Here is an 18738-nt window from a genome sequence, read left to right as displayed (position 1 = left end):
TTACTTGCTTATCTCAAATTCTTTCAAGAAGTGCGTAAGTTAAAGAAAGAGTTTAGGGAGAAAAGGAAATGAGATTCTATTGCGTCCTTACAAGCGTAGCGAAGCAATCTTAAGCAAATTCTATCGGGTCTATATCTATTTCGCAAGCAATCGTATGCAATGGCTGAAGTGCCAAATGCAAATCCCGCACCTTTGTGCTACGCAAGAGAATGACATAACGCCATTTATTTGCAATGCGCGGAATCGGAGCGATTCCACTTCCTACAATCTCTACTTTTAGGGATTCTACGCGGATTCTGTCTTGCAAAAGCACAAGGGCTTGCTGCATAAGCTGCTGCGATTTTTCTTGATTTTTTTGACTAAAATGCACCAAGGCAAGTCGTGCAAAAGGCGGATACAAAGATGCGCGCATTGTGAGTTCTTCTTCTAAGAATTTTTCATAATCCCCCAAAAAATTCTCAAAAAAACCTTGATGTAAGGTTTGCACTAACACCTTGCCATTTTCTTTGCGCCCACTTCTACCCGAGAGTTGAAACATTAGCGACAATGCTTTCTCCCGCGCCCTATAATCACTGCTATACAAAAGATAATCTAGCCCCAAAATCACGCTTAAATTAACATTATGATAATCGTGCCCTTTTGAAAGCATTTGAGTGCCAACCAAAATATCAATTTTGTGTTGGTTAAAAGCCTCTAAAGTTTGCTCAAGCTTGCGCTGTGTTGTGATAGAATCTCTATCAAAACACGCAATATTAGCCTTTGGTAAGATTTTTAACAAATGTTCAGAAAATTCTTGTGTCCCCATACGCAGGCTTTGTAACTCTCCACCACATTTAGGACAAAACTCTGGAACTGATTGCGCAAAATGGCAATAATGGCACTTTAAACTAGAATCCCTTTTGTGCAAACTTAAAGACACACTACAATTAGGGCATTCTATACTTTCGCCGCATTGCCCACAAAGCAAATGTTTGAAGTTCGCACGCGTAGGCAAAAAAACGATTGCTTGCTTAGAATCTCTAAAATTCCGCTCCAATGCGCTAAAAATGCTAGAATCCAACACATCATAACTAGCACAAAAAGTAAAATGATTTTGCGTTTGGAAATGCGTGCCTTTGAGGCGAAAAACCGCATTTTGTGTTTTGGCGCGCGCATAAGTAGTTGCAAGAGGCGTTGCACTACCTAGCACGATTTTAATCTTTGCCATTTTAGCGAGATACAAAGCCACATCACGTGCGTGATAACGTGGAGCGGAGTTGGACTTATACGCGTCATCGTGTTCCTCATCTATAAGGATTAAATCTAAGTTTGCTAGAGGCAAAAAGAGTGCCGAACGCGCGCCTGCTAGGATTCTCACTCTACCCTCTTTTAAATCCTGCAAAATTTGTTTTTTGGTTTTGCTTGTGATTTTAGAATGCCAAAATGCAAGACATTCGCCAAAAACCGCCTTCAGTCGCTTCTCCATTTGAGGAGTAAGTGAAATTTCTGGCATTAAGAAAAGAGCATTTTTGCCTCTATGCAGAGATTGATTCAACAAATGAATATAAATTTCTGTTTTGCCACTTCCTGTATCGCCAAAAAGTAAAGAATTTTGATGCTTGTTGATAAACTCTAAGGCTTGTTGCTGTTTAGCACTCAAAGGATTCAGTGCGAAACTTAAACTTGGAAAATCCTTGATAGAATCTTTGGCAAAGGGAATAAAAAGACCAAAACTAAGAGCATAAGGAACGCAATAATAACTTGTGATAAATTCTGCGACTTGACATTGCAGGGGTGAGAATTGGAATCCCAAAGGCAAGGCTTCTTTGCAAGGAAATTCTGGTTTGGCGCGTTCTTTTAGCACCACACCTTGCACCTGCTTATCCTTTAATGGAATCTCTACTAATGTCCCAATTTCTAGGGATTCCTCACTTGCATAAGTCAAGATAGGAGAATTTAATTTCAAGGGGGCAATATGATAATAAAAAGAGGGCAAAGCGTGCAAACTAATTAGATTTAACTTGGTTTAAATTATCGGATTGTACTGAAGTTGCTCCCTCTTGGCTTGGTGATTTCGCATTGATTGTTTCTTGTAGCAAATCCGCAGCTTGAAGAGGATTTTGTGATTCTACATTTTGTGCATTTTGAATCTTTTGATTCGCTTTGATGATTTCATTTTTAAGTAAATTGTTGATTTCAGAATATTCCAAAAATGTGCGTAGCAAGTCGCGCGGATGAATGTTATTTGTCTCATCTACCAAAGATTTTAACGATTCTAATGTGGCAATAGAAATCTCGCTTGTGGGTATGTCATAGTAGCGACCCATAATGCAAACGCGAAAAATATCACTCATTAGCGACCAAGAACATTTTGAATTTTGTTGAGCACATTTTCTAGTTCGCGCTCTTTTGCTCCAATTTCATCATAAAGTGAGCTAATCTCGCTATTTTTTGCTTCATTTTCTGCTTTTAAAAGCACGATTTGCTGACGCAACGATTGGTTTTCGTCTCTTTGTTTTTGCAATTCATCTATTAGCGCGTCGATGTTTTCTAAGAGTTTGCTTGAGAGATTCTTTGCTTCTTCCATATCCATTTTTCCTTGCAGTTAAAAATAGGTTTTAATTTTAGCATTATTTTAAACGTTTTTTATGAAAAACGCAAGATTTCTAAGGAATCTTATGCAAAAATTCTGCTTTAATTTTGCTTAAAAGGTTCTTTTTTAATGTTTCAATTACATTCTTCTTTTCAACCCTCTGGTGACCAACCAGAAGCCATTAAAACGCTTAGTAGATTCATTCAAGCAGGCAATCAATACCAAACACTCATTGGCGTAACAGGGAGTGGCAAAACTTTTTCTATGGCGCACATCATAGAATCCTTACAAATTCCCACCCTCATTATGACGCACAACAAAACCTTAGCAGCACAACTTTATAGCGAGTTTAAGGGTTTTTTCCCAAAAAACCATGTAGAGTATTTCATTTCACACTTTGATTATTATCAACCAGAAGCCTATATTCCGCGTCAAGATTTGTTTATTGAAAAGGATTCTAGCATTAATGAGGAGCTAGAGAGGCTGCGATTGAGTGCAACTACTTCCCTGCTTGCCTATGATGATAGCATTGTCGTTGCCTCTGTCTCTGCAAACTATGGCTTGGGAAACCCACGTGAGTATTTAGAAATGATTGAAAAATTTGAAATAGGCGGGCAATACCACCAAAAGTCGCTTTTATTGCGCCTTGTAGAAATGGGCTATAAACGCAACGATAATTTTTTTGATAGGGGAGATTTTCGCGTCAATGGTGAAGTGATAGACATCTATCCCGCATATAGCGAGGACGAAATTTTACGTTTAGAGTTTTTTGGTGATGAATTAGAATCTATGAGCTTGCTAGATTCTGTGGATAAAAAACTGCTCAAAAAGCTAGAATCTTTTGTGCTCTATGCGGCAAATCCTTTTATCGTGGGTGAAGAACGGCTAAAAAGTGCGATTAAAAGCATTGAAGAAGAGCTTGCGGAGCGGTTAGGGTTTTTTAAATCTGTTGGCAAAATGGTGGAATATGAGCGGCTAAAGTCTCGGACGGAGTTTGATTTGGAAATGATTAGCGCGACAGGAATCTGCAAGGGCATTGAAAACTATGCGCGCCATTTAACAGGCAAAAAACCGGGCGAAACGCCTTATTCTCTGCTAGATTATTTCGCACAAAAAAACAAGCCTTATTTGCTTATCGTAGATGAAAGCCACGTAAGCTTACCGCAGTTTGGAGGAATGTATGCAGGCGATAGAAGCCGCAAAGAAGTTTTGGTAGAATATGGATTTCGACTACCAAGCGCACTAGATAATCGTCCTTTAAAATACGAGGAATTTATACAAAAAGCTCCGCATTTTTTGTTTGTCTCTGCAACTCCCGCGCAAAAAGAGCTAGATTTGAGCGGCACGCACACCGCCGAACAACTTATCCGACCCACCGGCTTGCTAGACCCAACCTATGAAGTGCTAGCAGTAGATAGGCAAGTGGAGATTCTCTATGATAGGGCAAAAGAAGTGATTGCCAAAGGCGAGCGCGTGCTTGTAACTGCACTTACAAAAAAAATGGCGGAGGAACTTACAAAATATTATAGCGACTTGGGACTCAAGGTGCGCTATATGCACAGCGATATTGACGCTATTGAACGCAATCAAATCATTCGCGCTTTAAGGGCGGGAGAATTTGATATTTTAGTAGGAATCAATTTGTTGCGTGAGGGATTGGATTTGCCCGAAGTTTCTTTGATTGCGATTTTAGACGCAGACAAAGAGGGATTTTTGCGCAGCGAAACAAGTCTGATTCAGACAATGGGACGTGCGGCAAGGAATCTCAATGGACATGTGTTGCTCTTTGCGGATAAAATCACCCCCTCTATGCAAAAGGCTATGGAGATTACAGACTATCGTAGAAACAAGCAAGAAGCATACAACAAGGCACATAACATTACGCCACAAAGCGTTTCAAGAAAACTTGATGAGGATTTGAAAAACCAAGATTTAGGAATCCTTTACGAAAAAGCAAAGAAAAGCAAAGACAAAATGCCCAAAAGCGAACGAGAAAAGCTTGTCAAGGAGTTAAGCAAACAAATGCACGAAGCGGCGAAAAGACTAGAGTTTGAGGAAGCAGCAAGATTGCGTGATGAAATAACCAAACTCCGCACAATGTAGAATCGCCTAAGTATCCTTAATACTTTTTCGTGCTAATATCCTCCAAGATTGCGTCGGCTAACTTCGCAACATCTTGACCAATTGCGCTAACTTCTTTGGCAATTTGATTGTTTTGCTGCGTGATTTGCTCCACTTCGGCAATAGAATTCGTGATTGCCTCCATTGCGCTTGCCTGATGATTGATGTTATCGCCTGTTTGATTGATGGACTGCACAAGCGTATTTGTATAAGCCTCAATCTCACTTAAGCTTTTGCCTGTGCGTTCGGCGAGCTTTCGGACTTCATCGGCAACAACCGCAAAGCCCCTTCCGTGTTCTCCAGCACGCGCTGCTTCAATTGCGGCATTAAGAGCTAGGAGATTGGTTTGGTCTGCAATGTCTTGGATAATTTTCAAAATATTTTTAATCTCATCGCTTTGTCTTGCCACTTCTTTAATCATTGTGTTACTATCTTGCATATCTTGCGAAATCTTGGACATTGTTTGTGAGCTATCCCGTAAAGATTGTGTTTGCAAATCAGACTGCTTTGCAAGATTGACTAAAAAGTTCTTTAAATCATTGCTTTTTTTGTGTAAAGTGTTAGAGCATTCTGCACTAAAACGAAGCATTTTAGCGACTTCTTCTCCTAGCTTATTGGTAATGATTTCCACTTCTCCTTTTGGATTCTCTAAGGATTGTGTGAAATCCAATTGGGCAAAGGATTGATGCACCTTTGCAATGCTTTGGAGATTAGAGCCAATGTGGTGTTGCAAAGAATCTAGCATTGTATTTAAAACCTTTTTTAATTCCAAAAGGTTTGGATTGTTTGGATTGGCTTCAATACGCGCTCTCAAATCTCCCTGCTCTACTTTGGCAACAACCTGCAAAGATTCCTTAATAGCAATTTGGTCTTTTTCTAAATCAAGCTTGATATTTTTAGCATTTTGATTAATAACTTTACCCATTATGCCTAACTCATCTTTACAAACAAGGGGAATATCTTGGAAATCGTTGCGCTTGTTGTTTAAATAATCAAAAAATTCCTGCAAGCCGGTCTTTATTAGATTTAACCGCTTATAAATAATATGCCCCACGAGATACATTACAACACAGATAAGTATCAAAACAAACAAAGAAATCATTGCTGCAAAATTACGATTCCCTTTAGCGACTTTTAACATTTCCTCTAAGGGAATATTTGCAAACACTACCCAACGAATCGTATTATTGTTTGTGCCGAGCGTAAGGGGTTCCATAATCGTTGTAATCGGTGCTTTGGTATTAGGGCTGATTCTATCAAAGATAATCTCTTTGCCCAATAAAGCTTCTTTCAAATACTCATTTGCACCCTTATCTACATTTGCCATTTCACGATTAAAAGTATGGAAAAACTTATGGTGCAAAACCACGCTATCTTGAGAAAGAAGGACGACAAAACCGCTTTCTAAGATTTTAATTTGCTTGATTTCTTCGCCCAATTTCTTTAAATCAAATACAATCCCACTAATCCCGATAGTTTGAGAGTTATAAATAATTTTATTCAACAAATAAACAGGGGCGTAGAGAGGAGTTTTATCTGCACTATCTTTTGGCTTTGGCTTTAACTTGGGTATGAAAATTGCCTGTGTATTGTTGCCCTTAAACAATGCGTTGATTTCATTTGTCTTAAGAGATTCCAAGATATTTTGGGGATTAGAAGAAGTGGTATAAACCTCACCATTAAAAAATCTAATAAATGCGGCTTGATAGAGATTGTTTTGGCTTATGATTGTTTTTAAATAACCATTTAACATTGTAGAGCAGTAAGAATCGCAAAGAGAGTTAGTGTTTTGAGTTCTTAGATTCTGCAAACTTTCGTTAGCCAAAATAGCAAGATTTGCGGCATTTTCAAAACCTAAATTGATTTTACCCTCTAAAGTTCTCGCCTGATTTTTAAGTGTAGCTTGCGCATAATTTGTTGTTGTTTCCTTCGCAAAATCAAAGTTTTTATTTCCCACCAATATCACAACCAAAGCAAGTCCTACGAGAGCTACTGCAAAACTTGCAAAAATAATTTTAAACTTTAAACTCACATCATTTACTCTTAATAAAGCCTGTAACATTGTTGCTCCTTGCCTTGTTATTCTCTTAACCTCTTAATATTATATCTTAAACAACAATTAAAGCTATGTGATTTTATCACCTTAAAAGAAGGATTGCTTTAAAATATTTTCATAACAACTTTGATATAATTACAAGGACTTTTAATTTTCAAGGAGTAAAAATGAAAAAATTGTTTTTTGGAATTTTGCTTATGCTAGGAGTAAGCATGATGGCGTTTGCTAAACCAAATATCGTGATTTTAGCAACAGGTGGAACAATCGCAGGAGAGGCAAAAAGCGACCTTGCAACCACAGGCTACAAAGCAGGCAGTTTGGGCATAGAAGTGCTTATTAACGCAGTACCAGAGCTAAAGAATATTGCCAACATCAGTGGCGAGCAAGTGGCAAATATTGATAGCTCTAATATGACAGACCAAGTTTGGCTTACACTTGCAAACAAAGTCAATTCTCTTTTGTCAAGCTCCAATGTAGATGGAATCGTCATCACACACGGAACAGACACAATGGAAGAAACCGCTTACTTTTTAAATCTTGTGGTAAAAAGTAATAAACCTGTCGTTTTAACAGGAGCAATGAGACCTGCAACTGCTATTAGCGCAGATGGACCTAAAAACCTTTATAATGCAGTTGCACTTGCAGGAGACAAAAACGCTAGAAACAAAGGCGTAATGGTGGCGATTAATGACAAAATTTATAGCGCAAGAGAAGTAAGCAAAACCCATACACTAAATGTTGAAACCTTTAAAGCTCCCAATAGCGGAGAAATCGGCTATATCGTAGATGGTAAAGTGTTTTTTAACTCTCTTAGCGTCAAAGCACACACAAAGAATTCTCCTTTTAGCGTTAGAGGCTTAAAAGAATTGCCTAAAGTAGATATTGTCTATACTTATTCTAACGATGGCTCAAAAGTCGCAGTAGAAGCCTTTTTAAACGCAGGTGCAAAAGGATTAGTTGTCGCAGGAAGTGGAGCAGGTAGCATTCACGAAAATCAAAAAAACTATCTAATTGAGCTTCTTTCACAGAAGAAACTTGTAGTGGCAAAAAGCTCACGCGTTGGCTCTGGCTTAGTCCCCCTAAGTGAGGAAGAAATCCAACAAGGCTTCATTAGCGCAAACAATCTCAATCCTCAAAAAGCAAGGGTTCTTTTAATGTTGGCACTTACAAAAACAAACAATCCAAAAGAAATCCAAAAATACTTTGACCTTTATTAATCTTGTATGGGGTTCGCCCCATTGCAAGTCAAAATTCCTACAATGTGATTCTTGCGATTCGTAGGCTAAAGATATTTTTCTCCAAAAAGGCTTATAATGAATACCCCAAAAATAGAGCCGACGATTGATTCTAGAAATTGGCTTTTACATTTTCCTATTATGTTTTTTGCTTCTGTTATGGGCATTGGCGGACTTACGCTTGTGGTTAGCAAAACGATTAGAATCTTTGAATTAGAAGTGAATCTTTCGTGGCTTCTTACCGCACTTTCTTTTTTTAGTGTTTTTTTGCTATGTGGAATCAGCATCCTTTATCTTGCAAAAATCATTCGGCATTACCCCGCATTTTCAAAAGAGCTAAAACACCCTGTGCGCATTAATTTTTTCTCTGCTGTTTGTGTCTCTCTTTTGATTGTCTTAATGCTAATTTTACACTTTATTCCCTTATGGCTTGCGCTTATTATTTTTTATATTAGTGCTTTTTTGCAACTGATTCTCAGTCTTTATGTTGTGCGATTCTGGTTTCTCCACGCCTTAGAACAAAAAATGGCAAATCCTGCTTGGTTTATTCCTATCGTTGGGAATCTCATTGTGCCGCTTGCTGGAATGAATTTGAATGCAAAAATGGCTTGGATTCCTTTTGAAATCTTAGTTTTTTATTTTGGAGTGGGCAGTTTCTTTTGGATTTTGCTCAATGCTGCACTTTTGATTCGCCTCATTTTTGGAGAACATTTGCCACAAAAACTCTCTCCGACTTTATTTATTTTCATCGCGCCACCTAGTGTCTTTGCTTTGGATATACTTCTTTTATTTAAAGACTATGCCTCTATTGCTAGCCTCTATGGAATCGCAAGTGCAAGCTTTAGTGTGGCATTGTTTTTTATGCTTTTGATGATTAGTCTTTTTGGAATCTTTAAAGAATTAAAATTCGCACTTTCTTGGTGGGCTTTCACCTTTCCAACTGCCGCTTGGACGCTCTGCGCATTAGAGCTTTATTCCCTAGGCGGTTCGTTATTCTACGCATTTTTAGGGATTTTTGGCATTGTATTAAGTAGCATAATTGTGCTAATTGTCGGATTCCGCACTTTGCTTGCAATCAAACAAAGAGAAATCTGTGTGCTAGAGGAATAAACGCAAAAGGTTTAGATTCCACAATCTAAACCCCATAGCAGAAGTAATTTATTTTAAATCCACAATTGGAATAATTGTTGGATACCGCTTCGTTTTCTTAAACATCAACTTCCTTAGCGCATTTCTTATCTCATTTTCCATACTTTTTTGGCTGTTATACAATTCTTTTTTGCAATTTTTCACAAAGAGACTGAAAAATTCCTCAATTTCCTTGTTAAACGCCATTGTATCTTTGTTTGCAACGATTCCCATACTTTGAATGCGTGGCTTAGAGAGAATAGAATTTTTTGCTTTGCTCAACTCCAAATGCACAATTAAGATTCCATTTTCTGCTAGATTTTGCCTATCCAAAATCACATCATTTGCAATCGTGGCATTGACTTGATTATCAATATAGGTTTTGCCAGTTTTCACACTTCGCACTTTGCGCAAATAATTGTGTGCAATCTCCATTTGGTCGCCGTCTTCCATAAGATAAATATTACGCTCCTCTACACCACAGCTAATCGCGGTTTCTTTGTGTTTAAGGATATGATTATATTCTCCATGCACAGGCAAAAAGAATTTTGGCTTCACAAGGCGCAACATTAGTTTTTGCTCTTCTTGTGCTGCGTGTCCGCTCGTATGAATCTCACTAAAGTCTTGATAATAAACTTTTGCCCCTGCTTTATTTAAAAAGTTCAAAATATTAGAAACAGAACCTTCATTACCCGGAATCGCCTTAGCGGATAAAATAATCGTATCACTTGGCTTAATCTTGATATGACGATGTTCGTCTGTTGCCATACGATAGAGTGCGCTCATCGTCTCACCTTGCGAGCCTGTCGTAACAATCAACACTTCCTCATCGGCATATTTTGCCACCTCGTGCGCTTCAATAAAAATATTTTGTGGTAATTCAATATAGCCTAAAGTCCTTGCAATCTCTAGGTTTTTCTCCATTGAACGCCCAATCACTGCGACTTTGCGCCCATATTTAATGCCGTGGTCAATCGCTTGATACACACGGTGGATATTGGAGCTAAAAGTGCTCATAATCACACGCCCTTTCGCGCGAGAGAATAGCATATCAAACGCCGGTCCCACGCTTGCTTCACTTGGAGTGTAGCCACTTTTGTGCGAATTTGTAGAATCGCTAAGGAGCAACAAAACTCCTTGCTCCCCATAATAGGCGATTCTATTTAAATCCGTTGGGTAGCCATCAATAGGCGTATGGTCAATCTTGAAATCTCCTGTATGGAAAATCAAACCCGCTTCTGTTTTGATTGCTAATGCACTAGAATCCACAATAGAATGCGTGATATGTATCCATTCAATCTCAAATTCTCCGATTTGAATCGGCTTGCGCTTCTCTACTGCACGGAACAACGAGCGGAATCTTTTAAGTCCGTGTTCATCAAACTTTGAGCCAATCAATCCCAAAGGTAAAGGCGTGCCATAAATGGGAAATTGATACTTTTTAAACAAATAAGGCATTGCGCCGATATGGTCTTCGTGCGCGTGGGTAATAATAATCCCCGCAATTTTGTCTTTAATCACTTCAAGGTAGCTAAAATCTGGCACTAAAATATCCACCCCGTGCAGACTATCATCAGGGAAACTCATTCCTGCATCAATAATAATTGCACTATTTTGTGTTTCAATAATCGTCATATTGCCGCCAATCTCGCCCAAGCCTCCTAGCGGCGTAATGCGTACCTTGCCATTAGGATTAATTTCCACTTGAGAATGCAATGTCAATGCGCTTTTATGCACTTTGGCATTGATTTCTACGGCTTTGCGCAACTCCAAATTAGACGCATTGACTTCTTTGTTACCATAATTTTTGTCAAATCTTTGGCGATTCTCTCTTACCTCTGCATTATTTTGTGCATTTTCCTGTTTTTTGAACCTTGAATTAGGGCGATTGCGATTCTGCGCTCTTGGGTTTCTTGGTTTTTCTGTCCCATTTGCTTCCTCTGTTTTGCGCGGTTTAAATCGGCGTTTATTTGGTTCGCGATTCTCTCTATTTTCTCCTTTGGCTTCACGAGGGTTTTCGTGATTTCTTTTAGGATTTTCTGTCCGATTTGAATTTTCATTTGTTTTATTGTCTTCCATAACTTCCGCCTTTTATAAAATTTTCAAAAGTCGGTGATAATTAGTCGTATCAATCTCGTGAGGTCGTTTGCTAGGTGCAATCTGCAAGGATTCCAAAGCGTCCATAATCTCTTTTTTGGGATAGGCTTTACTTAAGTTATTCAAAATCGTCTTTCTAGGCGCACTAAAGGCGACTTTCAAGAGGGATTCTAAATGTTCTAAATCCTTAAAACTCGGTGGATTCGCTATTTTTTGTAGCAAAAACACCGAAGAAGTAACTTTAGGCGGCGGAACAAAGGCACTAGGAGGCACATCAAAGAGCAGTGTTGCCTCTCCTACGCTTTGCGCTAACACACTTAATGCGCTAAAATCACTTTCTCCACATTGTGCGCAAAATTTCTGCGCAACTTCCTTTTGTGTCATCACGACACAGCCACAAGAAAGCGGGTCTTTGATGGTTTTTATCACAATCTTGGTTGCAACATAATAAGGCAAGTTTGACACAAGAAAATAATCTTTTCCGCGCAAACTCTCACCCCTCCAAATCTCCAATACATCGCCTATTTCAAGGCTCAATCTCCCGCATTCTAATGCGCCTTTCAAACGCTCTTGCAAATAAGGAATCAAATCCTTATCCACCTCATAAGTAGTGATATTCCCTAAGCTTAATAGCTTATTTGTTAGATCACCTAAGCCAGCCCCAATCTCTATCAGTTCTATTTCTTTATTTATCTTGGGAATGGATTGGATAATCGCTTCTAGCACACTTTCATTTTGTAAAAAATTCTGTCCAAAATGTTTTTTGGCTAGATTCTGCTTCTCAACGGCTTTCAAAGTCTCGCCTTAAAATAAATCTTTAATTATAACACAATTTAAAATAATTTTAGCATTTTTTAACGATTCCGCTTTCTAAAATGCAAATTCCCACACTTTTGCCGCTGCTTCCTTGCAACTCTAAACGCACCATTCCTTGCGGAAAAATCACCTGTTCGTAGGGTTTTTTACAACGCAAAAAACCTAGTTCATCAAACAAAACCCTTCCGCCCTCACTTTCCCCACAACCTCCGCTCATTCGCACTTCTAGGATTCCATACCGCTTTGTGATTGCCAAATCTCCCGCACGAAGTGCGTTTGCAAACTTAGAATTATCATAATTGTAGCTATTTAAGTATTTGTTATCCAAAGGGTCGCGAGCGATTTCTTGCGCATCGCGTGGGCGGTCATCAAAATGCTTTGTGCTAACCTTTCGCGCAGAATCGCTATAAATATAATACGCATAACCCACATCTTGAAGCTTAGAAAATTGCAATCTCCATAAGGATTCTGTCCATCTCTCCCTCTCTGCTTGGCAATAATCACTCTGACAAAATGCACTTTGCGTGATATGCTTTGTGCTGCTTAATGCCAAGAAACGCGTGTAATTTAAATGCGCAAGGATTTGGTTTTGCGCCAAATACAATTTGGAATCTGGGAACCAAGCATAGCCAAGCCACATTAACGCACTTAATATTCCAAGCACAAGCACAATTTCTAGCAAACTAAACGCGGGCTTCATCATCTAATCGTAAGCATAAAAAGTCGCAACTTTTTTATCATAATAATAAATAGGAATCCTCAAAGCATTTGCTCTAGGGCTATTGCCAAGTCTCAAACCTCCTTTAGAGATTCCATAAAACTTCAATCTCTCCTGCATTTTTGCCTCTGTTTTGACGCGTTTAATTCCTTGAGAATGCAAGGCTTGCGCAACTTCTTTTGCAATAAAATGCCGAAAAGCAAAATGTTCATTTGCGGTAGGAAAAAGCACGAAAAGTGGCTTAGACAAAAACAACATTCCACTACAAAGCAACAAAACTAAAAAAGTAGCCAAAAATGGAATCGTATAACGCGCCCGAAATTGTGGCAAACGCACACGAAGCCCAGAAAAATAGAGATTCACCATTAAAGGAATCGCTACAATTAGCAGAGGTGCGAAAAATTCCGTCTGCACCCTTTGGCGCAAGGAGAGCAACCAAATAAAGCCCAACGCCACGCTTGCAATATACCAAATCAAAGGTCTTTTACTCTGATTAAAATAACGATAAAGCGTGTATAAAAAATACAAAAATAACAATGGAGAAAAAATCAACAACAAATGCCCATTGCTATCCAAAAAATAGCCTCTTGGGTGTCCGCCAATCTCTAATCCAAAACAATACATATTCAGCGCGAAAAACCCCAAAGACAAAAAAATCAAAAGTGTTTGCTTGCGTTCAATGCCATAAAAAATCAATGCAATAAAAACCAAAGCAAAACTTCTATCCACAAAAGCCATTATCAAAAGCAATCCATAAGGAATCGTGTCGTTTTTTTGCACCCAAATACAAAGAATCAATGTCAAGCAAATCACGATTCCACTATTAGAAACTAGCAGTGCAGCGGCATTCACACCTGGCAATAAAAGAAACAACAAAGTGCAAAAAACTGCGTCGCTAGAGTGCTTTAAAAAATCTCTTGCAAAATAATACATCAAAAAGGCATTGCAAAAATGCAATAATAAAAAAGGCAGTCGCAAACTCCAATCGTTTTGTCCTAGAATCTTTGCACTATAAGAGCTAACAAATCCACAAAAATGCTGCGGATTAAAAAACTCTTGCGCTTCGTTATGGCTAATGCTTAATGTGCTAAGTAGCCACAAAAGCGCACTAAGACTTAAAAAAAATAAGCCAAAAAGCCAAAAAAAACTGCGAGTTTGTGGTTTCAAAGTTGCGATTCCTTAAATCTCTACAAATATATAACCTTGTTTTTGTAGTTGCGAACGAATCGCTCCTTGATGTTCTTTGCCTTTTGTTTCAAGCATAATCACAATATTTGCATCACCAAAAGCAAGAGAAGTGGAAGTCCTATCAAAATCAATCTTGACAATGTTCGCGCCAAGATTAGAGAGTAAATCACTCAATCTTTGCAAACTTCCGGGTTTGTCTATTAGCGTTACAGAAATTTGCATTTTGCGGTGGGAGCGCACAAGCCCCCGCTCAATAATATTTCCAAGCATTGTTACATCAATATTTCCTCCGCTCAACACAAGCCCCAAAGATTCTTCCTTTTGCAAAGCAAATTTATGGTGCAATACTGCTGCAACCACACTAGCCCCTGCTCCCTCTACGACAAGCTTTTGATTCTCTAGCAAATAAAGCACTGCATTAGCGATTTCCTCATCATCTACCATTACGACTTCATCTACGGATTCTAAAACATATTCAAAGTTTTTAGAATTCACATCACGCACTGCGATTCCATCGGCGATTGTGCGCACAGAATCCGTGCTTTGGATTTCTTTTTTGTGGTAAGAATGATACATTCCAGGCGCACCCTCTGCGACAACTCCAATAATCCGCACGCTCGGCAACATTTGCTTATATGCCGCTGCGATTCCAGAAATCAGCCCGCCACCACCGATTGGCACGACAATGCTTGTAAGATGACTTTGTGCCTCAATCATTTCTAGTGCAACCGTGCCTTGTCCTGCAATCACTTCCTCATCGGCAAAAGGGTGAATGAATTGCAAATTATGCGTTTTAGCATATTCTAGCGCATATGCATAGGCTTCATCGTAATTATTGCCCTTTAAAATCGCTTCTGCTCCAAGTTCTTTTACTCCCATTACTTTCAGCAGTGGCGTTGCCTCTGGCATTACAATCACGCCCTTGATTCCATAATGTTTTGCGCTATACGCAACCCCTTGTGCGTGATTCCCTGCACTTGAAGCAATCACGCCACAGGCGCGCTCCTCCTCACTCAAAGAGGAGATTTTATTAAAAGCACCGCGCAACTTAAAAGAGCCTGTATTTTGTAAGTTTTCTTGCTTGACATACACTTTTGCTCCGCAAATTTGGCTAAGCTTAGGCGCAAAAGCTAACTTTGTATTCTGCACGATTCCCTCTAATCGCGCTTTAGCGTCCATAATTTTAGAAAGTGGAATCATCAAAACAACCTCTCATATTCAAGTTTGATACATAAATTTTCAACATACATTATCTTTGTGTTCTCTAGCATTTTACGCGCCTGCGCATTTTGCAATCCTAATTGCACCCAAACACAAAGTGGAGGATTCTGCAACTCCAACACTTCACGCATAATTTCGGGCAATGCTTCACTTTTGCGAAAGACATTTAAAATATCTATCCGCACACCCGCTTTGTTCTGTGCTTCAAAGGCTTCTTTTAAGCTCACAAAGGCTTTTACTCCCAAAATCTCGCCCCCCTTAGGATAAATAGGCAGAATCTCATAGCCTTGTGTTTGCAAAAATTTTGCCACCTTATGGCTTGGTTTGCTCTCTTCTGGAGAGAGCCCAAGCACCGCAATCACTTTGGATTCTTTCAAGATTTCTCGCATTTTAGAATCTTGCATTCTATGCCTTTATAAAAATTTTGCACTATTTTAACAAAGTTTTATACAAAATTAGCCTAAAGCCATTTGGATACGCAGATAATAACGAATCTTTACAAGCAAGATTCTGCAATTAAAATAAAATTAAACATAAAAGGCTAAAATGCCAAATTCTTATAAGGAATCAAAGGAGTTTTTCAAGAATGATTGCTTTATTAAATAATAAAGATTCAAATTTCAATACAGAGTTTGAAAAAATACTCAAGCGCGGTGCTATGGATATAGAAAGCGTGGAGGGACGCGTCAAGGAATTGCTCAATGCGATTAAAAAGCAGGGACAAAGTGCAATTATAGCGCAAGTTGCACAATTTGATAATTGGAATCCGACTAATTTTTCGGATTTAAAAATCACGCAAGAGCAAATGCAAAAGGCTTATACTACCCTAGAAACTCCTTTGAAAGATTCCTTACAACTCGCCTTTGAACGCATTTATGCTTTTCATTCCAAACAAAAGCCCAAAACTTGGCTAGACTTTGAGGAAAACGGCAATATTTTGGGACAAAAAGTTACGCCTATGGACAGAGCAGGACTATATATCCCCGGAGGCAAGGCGGCTTATCCAAGCTCACTTTTGATGAATGCGATTCCAGCTCTTGTCGCGGGTGTGAAAGAAATTGTCGTCTGCACGCCTACTCCACACAATGAACCCAATCCCTTATTGCTTGCAGCTATGCACCTTTGCAATATCCAAGAAGCCTATAAAATCGGCGGGGCAAGTGCAATAGGTGCGCTCGCCTTTGGTGCGCAAGATTCACAAGGAAAAGGAATCCAAAAAGTAGATATTATCACGGGACCGGGCAATATTTATGTTGCGACTGCTAAAAAGCTTGTTTTTGGAGAAGTACAGATTGATATGATTGCGGGACCTAGTGAGATTGGAATCCTAAACGACGGAGAGGCAAGGGCGGATTATCTTGCTTGGGATTTGCTCTCACAAGCAGAACACGATGAAATGGCAAGCTCCATTCTCATCACCACAAGCGAAAGTTTAGCAAAACAAGTCGCACAAAAGATTGAGGAATTTTTAGCCACCTTGCCACGCAAGGAAATCACAGCAAAATCCATTAATGAGCGCGGGGCAATCCTCATTGTGCAAAGTTTGCAAGAGGGCATTGCCTTGATGAATCAAATTGCGCCCGAACACTTAGAATTGCTCGTGAAAAATCCTTTGGAGATTCTACCTAAGATTCAACACGCGGGGGCAATTTTCATCGGAGAAAACACTCCCGAACCCATTGGGGATTATATTGCAGGACCAAACCACACCCTACCAACAGGTGGAAGTGCAAAGTTTTTTTCGCCTCTTTCCACAGAGCATTTTATGAAAAAATCCTCTATCATCGCCTTTTCCAAAAAAGGAATTGCGCAAATGGGGCAAGAATGTGGAATCCTCGCACACACAGAGGGACTAGACGCACACCAAAATGCCGTGCTTGTGCGACTAAACTCATAAATACAAGGAATACTATGGAACATATTTTAGAGGGCTTACCCCAAGAAAAATGGATTGAGATTATCTTTAATGCCTCACAAGGTTTAAGCGCACAAGAGCTTACGCGCTTGCTAGAGCGTCAAGCAGCAATGGAGATTCTGCTTGAAAAAAGGCTCGGCGAAATGTGGGAAGAAGAATTAGCCTATTTAGCCAATAGCGAGGAATCCTCAGAGGAAATCCATCATCGCACACAAAATATTGCAATTGAATCTATGGGAAATATTTTAACCCAAAATGAATAAAGACAAAATGCAATCCTTACACTAAGCAACTCCAATGGAATCCCAAGAATGAAAATATTTGCACTCTTTAGTTTATCGGCAATCTTAAGCGCGATTCTAGGAGTTTCAATGCTTTTTGCACCTCCTGTTTGGAAAACAGAAAAGTTCATTGAGCTAAACAAAGATGAATTTTATCTTTTGACTTTACAAGCAAGAGAAGCGGCTAAGACATTGTTTTTTCGTTGGACATTGCTAAAAAACGAGGGCTTGGTAATGCACTTAAATTACGATTCTTTTCCACACCAATTTATTCTTTATCAAGACTATCAGCGCAGGTGCTATAAAGTCCCTCTGCTCAAACCAGAGCAAAAATATTATAGTGAAGAGCCCTTTTTTATGCTATGTTTTAAGGATTATCACCGCACCAAAAAAGTTGCAACCCTAAAATATTATCTTTATCAAGGTAACAGAGATTTTAATATCATTGATGAAAGGAAGGTTCCCAATGGAGGCTTTAGCGCGCATTGAAACAAAAATTCAAGAATTTTTAAAAGAATTAGAATCCCCGCTCGTATTAGACTTGAGTGCGCATTTGCAGCGAGGCAAAATGCTGCGCTCCAAACTTGCGCTTCATATCGCGGGCGAGTGTGAGGAGTGTATTTTACTTTGTGCAATCATTGAGATGATTCAGAGTGCTTCACTTCTGCACGATGATGTGATTGATAATGCCCTTACAAGACGTTCTAAGCCCTCTATCAATGCACTTTTTGGTGATAAAAACGCGATTATGCTAGGCGATATATTTTATTCCAAAGCCTTTTGTGAGCTTACAAGCTTGCAAGAAAATTATCCAATGATTCCGCGCATTATTGCAAATGCGGTTACTACTCTTGCAATCGGCGAGCTAGAAGATGTAGAGTTAGCAAAAAGCTTTAATCCCAATGAAAGTCAATATCTCCAAATGATAGAACACAAAACTGCTGCGCTCATTGAAGCCACCGCATATTCCGCAGCATTTTTAGCAGGTAAAAGCGCAGAGGAAGCGCAGGGATTCCGCCTCTATGGGCGTAATCTTGGAATCGCATTTCAAATCATTGATGATGTGCTAGATATTGTTGCAGATTCCAAAACTCTAGGCAAACCCGCCCTAAGCGACTTCAAAGAGGGTAAAACAACCCTGCCTTATATTTTCTTGTATAGCAAACTAGACGATAAGGGCAAAGCGCGTTTAAAAAATGCGTTTAAACAAGACTTACAAACGCAAGAACAAGAATGGATTTTAAGTGAGCTAAAGGCAAAAGACGCAATCACTCAAAGTCTCGCTCTAGCAAAACATTTGGGCAACAATGGAATTGAAGCGATTGCTAATCAATCTTGTGATAAACTTATACAAATTATGCGCGAAATGATTGAACGCGACTTTTAAGGA

At 39.2% G+C, this 18738-nt stretch carries 17 protein-coding genes; 7 read left to right on the top strand and 10 right to left on the bottom strand.

Going from position 1 to position 18738, the window contains the following annotated elements; translation table 11 throughout:
* Positions 1-109: 109 nt before the first annotated feature.
* From K2N75_RS08135 to K2N75_RS08125, 3 genes are read right to left on the bottom strand one after another with little or no spacing between them, the layout of a single operon-like run.
* Positions 110-1975, bottom strand: a complete 1866-nt coding sequence (locus K2N75_RS08135) for a primosomal protein N' (protein ID WP_297680061.1) — start codon at positions 1973-1975, stop codon at positions 110-112.
* 10 nt (positions 1976-1985) lie between these two features.
* Positions 1986-2333 (bottom strand): hypothetical protein, encoded by a 348-nt coding sequence (locus K2N75_RS08130; protein WP_297680062.1) that lies wholly within the window; start codon positions 2331-2333, stop codon positions 1986-1988.
* Positions 2333-2566 (bottom strand): hypothetical protein, encoded by a 234-nt coding sequence (locus tag K2N75_RS08125; RefSeq protein ID WP_297680063.1) that lies wholly within the window; start codon positions 2564-2566, stop codon positions 2333-2335. The genes K2N75_RS08130 and K2N75_RS08125 overlap by 1 nt, the downstream gene beginning before the upstream one ends.
* A gap of 135 nt (positions 2567-2701) precedes the next feature.
* Between K2N75_RS08125 and uvrB the strand changes: the two genes are divergently transcribed.
* The gene (gene uvrB / locus K2N75_RS08120; RefSeq protein WP_297680064.1) at positions 2702-4675 is read left to right on the top strand and encodes an excinuclease ABC subunit UvrB; all 1974 of its coding nucleotides are present in this window, start codon (positions 2702-2704) and stop codon (positions 4673-4675) included.
* Between the two features lie 16 nt (positions 4676-4691).
* Here uvrB and K2N75_RS08115 read toward each other — a convergent pair whose 3' ends face one another.
* The gene (locus K2N75_RS08115) at positions 4692-6755 is read right to left on the bottom strand and encodes a methyl-accepting chemotaxis protein (protein ID WP_297680065.1); all 2064 of its coding nucleotides are present in this window, start codon (positions 6753-6755) and stop codon (positions 4692-4694) included.
* A gap of 161 nt (positions 6756-6916) precedes the next feature.
* Here K2N75_RS08115 and K2N75_RS08110 point away from each other — a divergent pair, with 161 nt between their 5' ends.
* Entirely contained in the window at positions 6917-7966 is a 1050-nt protein-coding gene (locus K2N75_RS08110) for a type II asparaginase (RefSeq protein WP_300120314.1), read from the top strand.
* A 96-nt stretch (positions 7967-8062) separates the two neighbouring features.
* On the top strand, positions 8063-9094 hold the full coding sequence (locus K2N75_RS08105) for an SLAC1 anion channel family protein (RefSeq protein WP_297680067.1): 1032 nt from the start codon (positions 8063-8065) through the stop codon (positions 9092-9094).
* Between the two features lie 48 nt (positions 9095-9142).
* Here the strand turns inward: K2N75_RS08105 and K2N75_RS08100 are convergent, their stop codons facing one another.
* The 6 genes from K2N75_RS08100 to K2N75_RS08075 are packed head-to-tail and all read right to left on the bottom strand — an operon-like array spanning position 9143 to position 15556.
* The gene (locus K2N75_RS08100) at positions 9143-11191 is read right to left on the bottom strand and encodes an RNase J family beta-CASP ribonuclease (protein ID WP_297680068.1); all 2049 of its coding nucleotides are present in this window, start codon (positions 11189-11191) and stop codon (positions 9143-9145) included.
* A 12-nt stretch (positions 11192-11203) separates the two neighbouring features.
* Entirely contained in the window at positions 11204-12004 is an 801-nt protein-coding gene (gene rsmA, locus K2N75_RS08095) for a 16S rRNA (adenine(1518)-N(6)/adenine(1519)-N(6))-dimethyltransferase RsmA (RefSeq protein ID WP_297680069.1), read from the bottom strand.
* Positions 12005-12053: 49 nt separating this feature from the next.
* Entirely contained in the window at positions 12054-12728 is a 675-nt protein-coding gene (locus K2N75_RS08090; RefSeq protein ID WP_297680070.1) for a prepilin-type cleavage/methylation domain-containing protein, read from the bottom strand.
* Positions 12729-13910 carry a hypothetical protein gene (locus K2N75_RS08085; protein WP_297680071.1) on the bottom strand — a complete coding sequence of 394 codons (1182 nt, stop codon included), beginning with the start codon at positions 13908-13910 and terminating at the stop codon, positions 12729-12731.
* A gap of 12 nt (positions 13911-13922) precedes the next feature.
* Positions 13923-15131, bottom strand: coding sequence for a threonine ammonia-lyase (gene ilvA / locus K2N75_RS08080; RefSeq protein ID WP_297680072.1), 1209 nt, complete (start codon positions 15129-15131; stop codon positions 13923-13925).
* A complete protein-coding gene (locus K2N75_RS08075) occupies positions 15131-15556 on the bottom strand; it encodes a CoA-binding protein (RefSeq protein ID WP_297680073.1) in 426 nt (141 codons plus the stop codon). Before K2N75_RS08075 ends, ilvA begins: the two co-directional genes overlap by 1 nt.
* 182 nt (positions 15557-15738) lie before the next feature.
* On the opposite strand from K2N75_RS08075, the gene hisD reads away from it, so the two are divergent.
* Genes hisD through K2N75_RS08055 form a run of 4 tightly spaced genes read left to right on the top strand, consistent with a single transcriptional unit; the run spans position 15739 to position 18735 of the window.
* Positions 15739-17049, top strand: a complete 1311-nt coding sequence (gene hisD, locus K2N75_RS08070; protein WP_297680074.1) for a histidinol dehydrogenase — start codon at positions 15739-15741, stop codon at positions 17047-17049.
* 14 nt (positions 17050-17063) lie between these two features.
* Complete coding sequence (locus K2N75_RS08065) at positions 17064-17330, top strand: DUF2018 family protein (protein WP_297680075.1); 267 nt, start codon at positions 17064-17066, stop codon at positions 17328-17330.
* Between the two features lie 48 nt (positions 17331-17378).
* Entirely contained in the window at positions 17379-17837 is a 459-nt protein-coding gene (locus K2N75_RS08060) for a hypothetical protein (RefSeq protein WP_297680076.1), read from the top strand.
* Entirely contained in the window at positions 17815-18735 is a 921-nt protein-coding gene (locus K2N75_RS08055) for a polyprenyl synthetase family protein (protein ID WP_297680077.1), read from the top strand. The genes K2N75_RS08060 and K2N75_RS08055 overlap by 23 nt, the downstream gene beginning before the upstream one ends.
* The last annotated feature ends 3 nt before the right edge of the window (positions 18736-18738 follow it).

This window comes from Helicobacter sp. (genome assembly GCF_029067145.1).
Lineage (GTDB): Bacteria > Campylobacterota > Campylobacteria > Campylobacterales > Helicobacteraceae > Helicobacter_D.
The sequence above is the reverse complement of the archived record's forward strand: the minus strand, read 5'-3'. Positions and strand labels throughout refer to the sequence as shown.

Bases quoted from the DNA above. Each gene is read 5' to 3' on its own strand.
- uvrB (WP_297680064.1), top strand. From the start codon at position 2,702: ATGTTTCAATTACATTCTTCTTTTCAACCCTCTGGTGACCAACCAGAA.
- K2N75_RS08075 (WP_297680073.1), bottom strand. From the start codon at position 15,556: ATGCAAGATTCTAAAATGCGAGAAATCTTGAAAGAATCCAAAGTGATT.
- K2N75_RS08090 (WP_297680070.1), bottom strand. From the start codon at position 12,728: ATGATGAAGCCCGCGTTTAGTTTGCTAGAAATTGTGCTTGTGCTTGGA.
- K2N75_RS08060 (WP_297680076.1), top strand. From the start codon at position 17,379: ATGAAAATATTTGCACTCTTTAGTTTATCGGCAATCTTAAGCGCGATT.
- K2N75_RS08055 (WP_297680077.1), top strand. From the start codon at position 17,815: ATGGAGGCTTTAGCGCGCATTGAAACAAAAATTCAAGAATTTTTAAAA.
- K2N75_RS08130 (WP_297680062.1), bottom strand. From the start codon at position 2,333: ATGAGTGATATTTTTCGCGTTTGCATTATGGGTCGCTACTATGACATA.
- K2N75_RS08065 (WP_297680075.1), top strand. From the start codon at position 17,064: ATGGAACATATTTTAGAGGGCTTACCCCAAGAAAAATGGATTGAGATT.
- K2N75_RS08110 (WP_300120314.1), top strand. From the start codon at position 6,917: ATGAAAAAATTGTTTTTTGGAATTTTGCTTATGCTAGGAGTAAGCATG.
- hisD (WP_297680074.1), top strand. From the start codon at position 15,739: ATGATTGCTTTATTAAATAATAAAGATTCAAATTTCAATACAGAGTTT.
- K2N75_RS08105 (WP_297680067.1), top strand. From the start codon at position 8,063: ATGAATACCCCAAAAATAGAGCCGACGATTGATTCTAGAAATTGGCTT.
- K2N75_RS08125 (WP_297680063.1), bottom strand. From the start codon at position 2,566: ATGGAAGAAGCAAAGAATCTCTCAAGCAAACTCTTAGAAAACATCGAC.
- K2N75_RS08100 (WP_297680068.1), bottom strand. From the start codon at position 11,191: ATGGAAGACAATAAAACAAATGAAAATTCAAATCGGACAGAAAATCCT.
- K2N75_RS08115 (WP_297680065.1), bottom strand. From the start codon at position 6,755: ATGTTACAGGCTTTATTAAGAGTAAATGATGTGAGTTTAAAGTTTAAA.
- ilvA (WP_297680072.1), bottom strand. From the start codon at position 15,131: ATGATTCCACTTTCTAAAATTATGGACGCTAAAGCGCGATTAGAGGGA.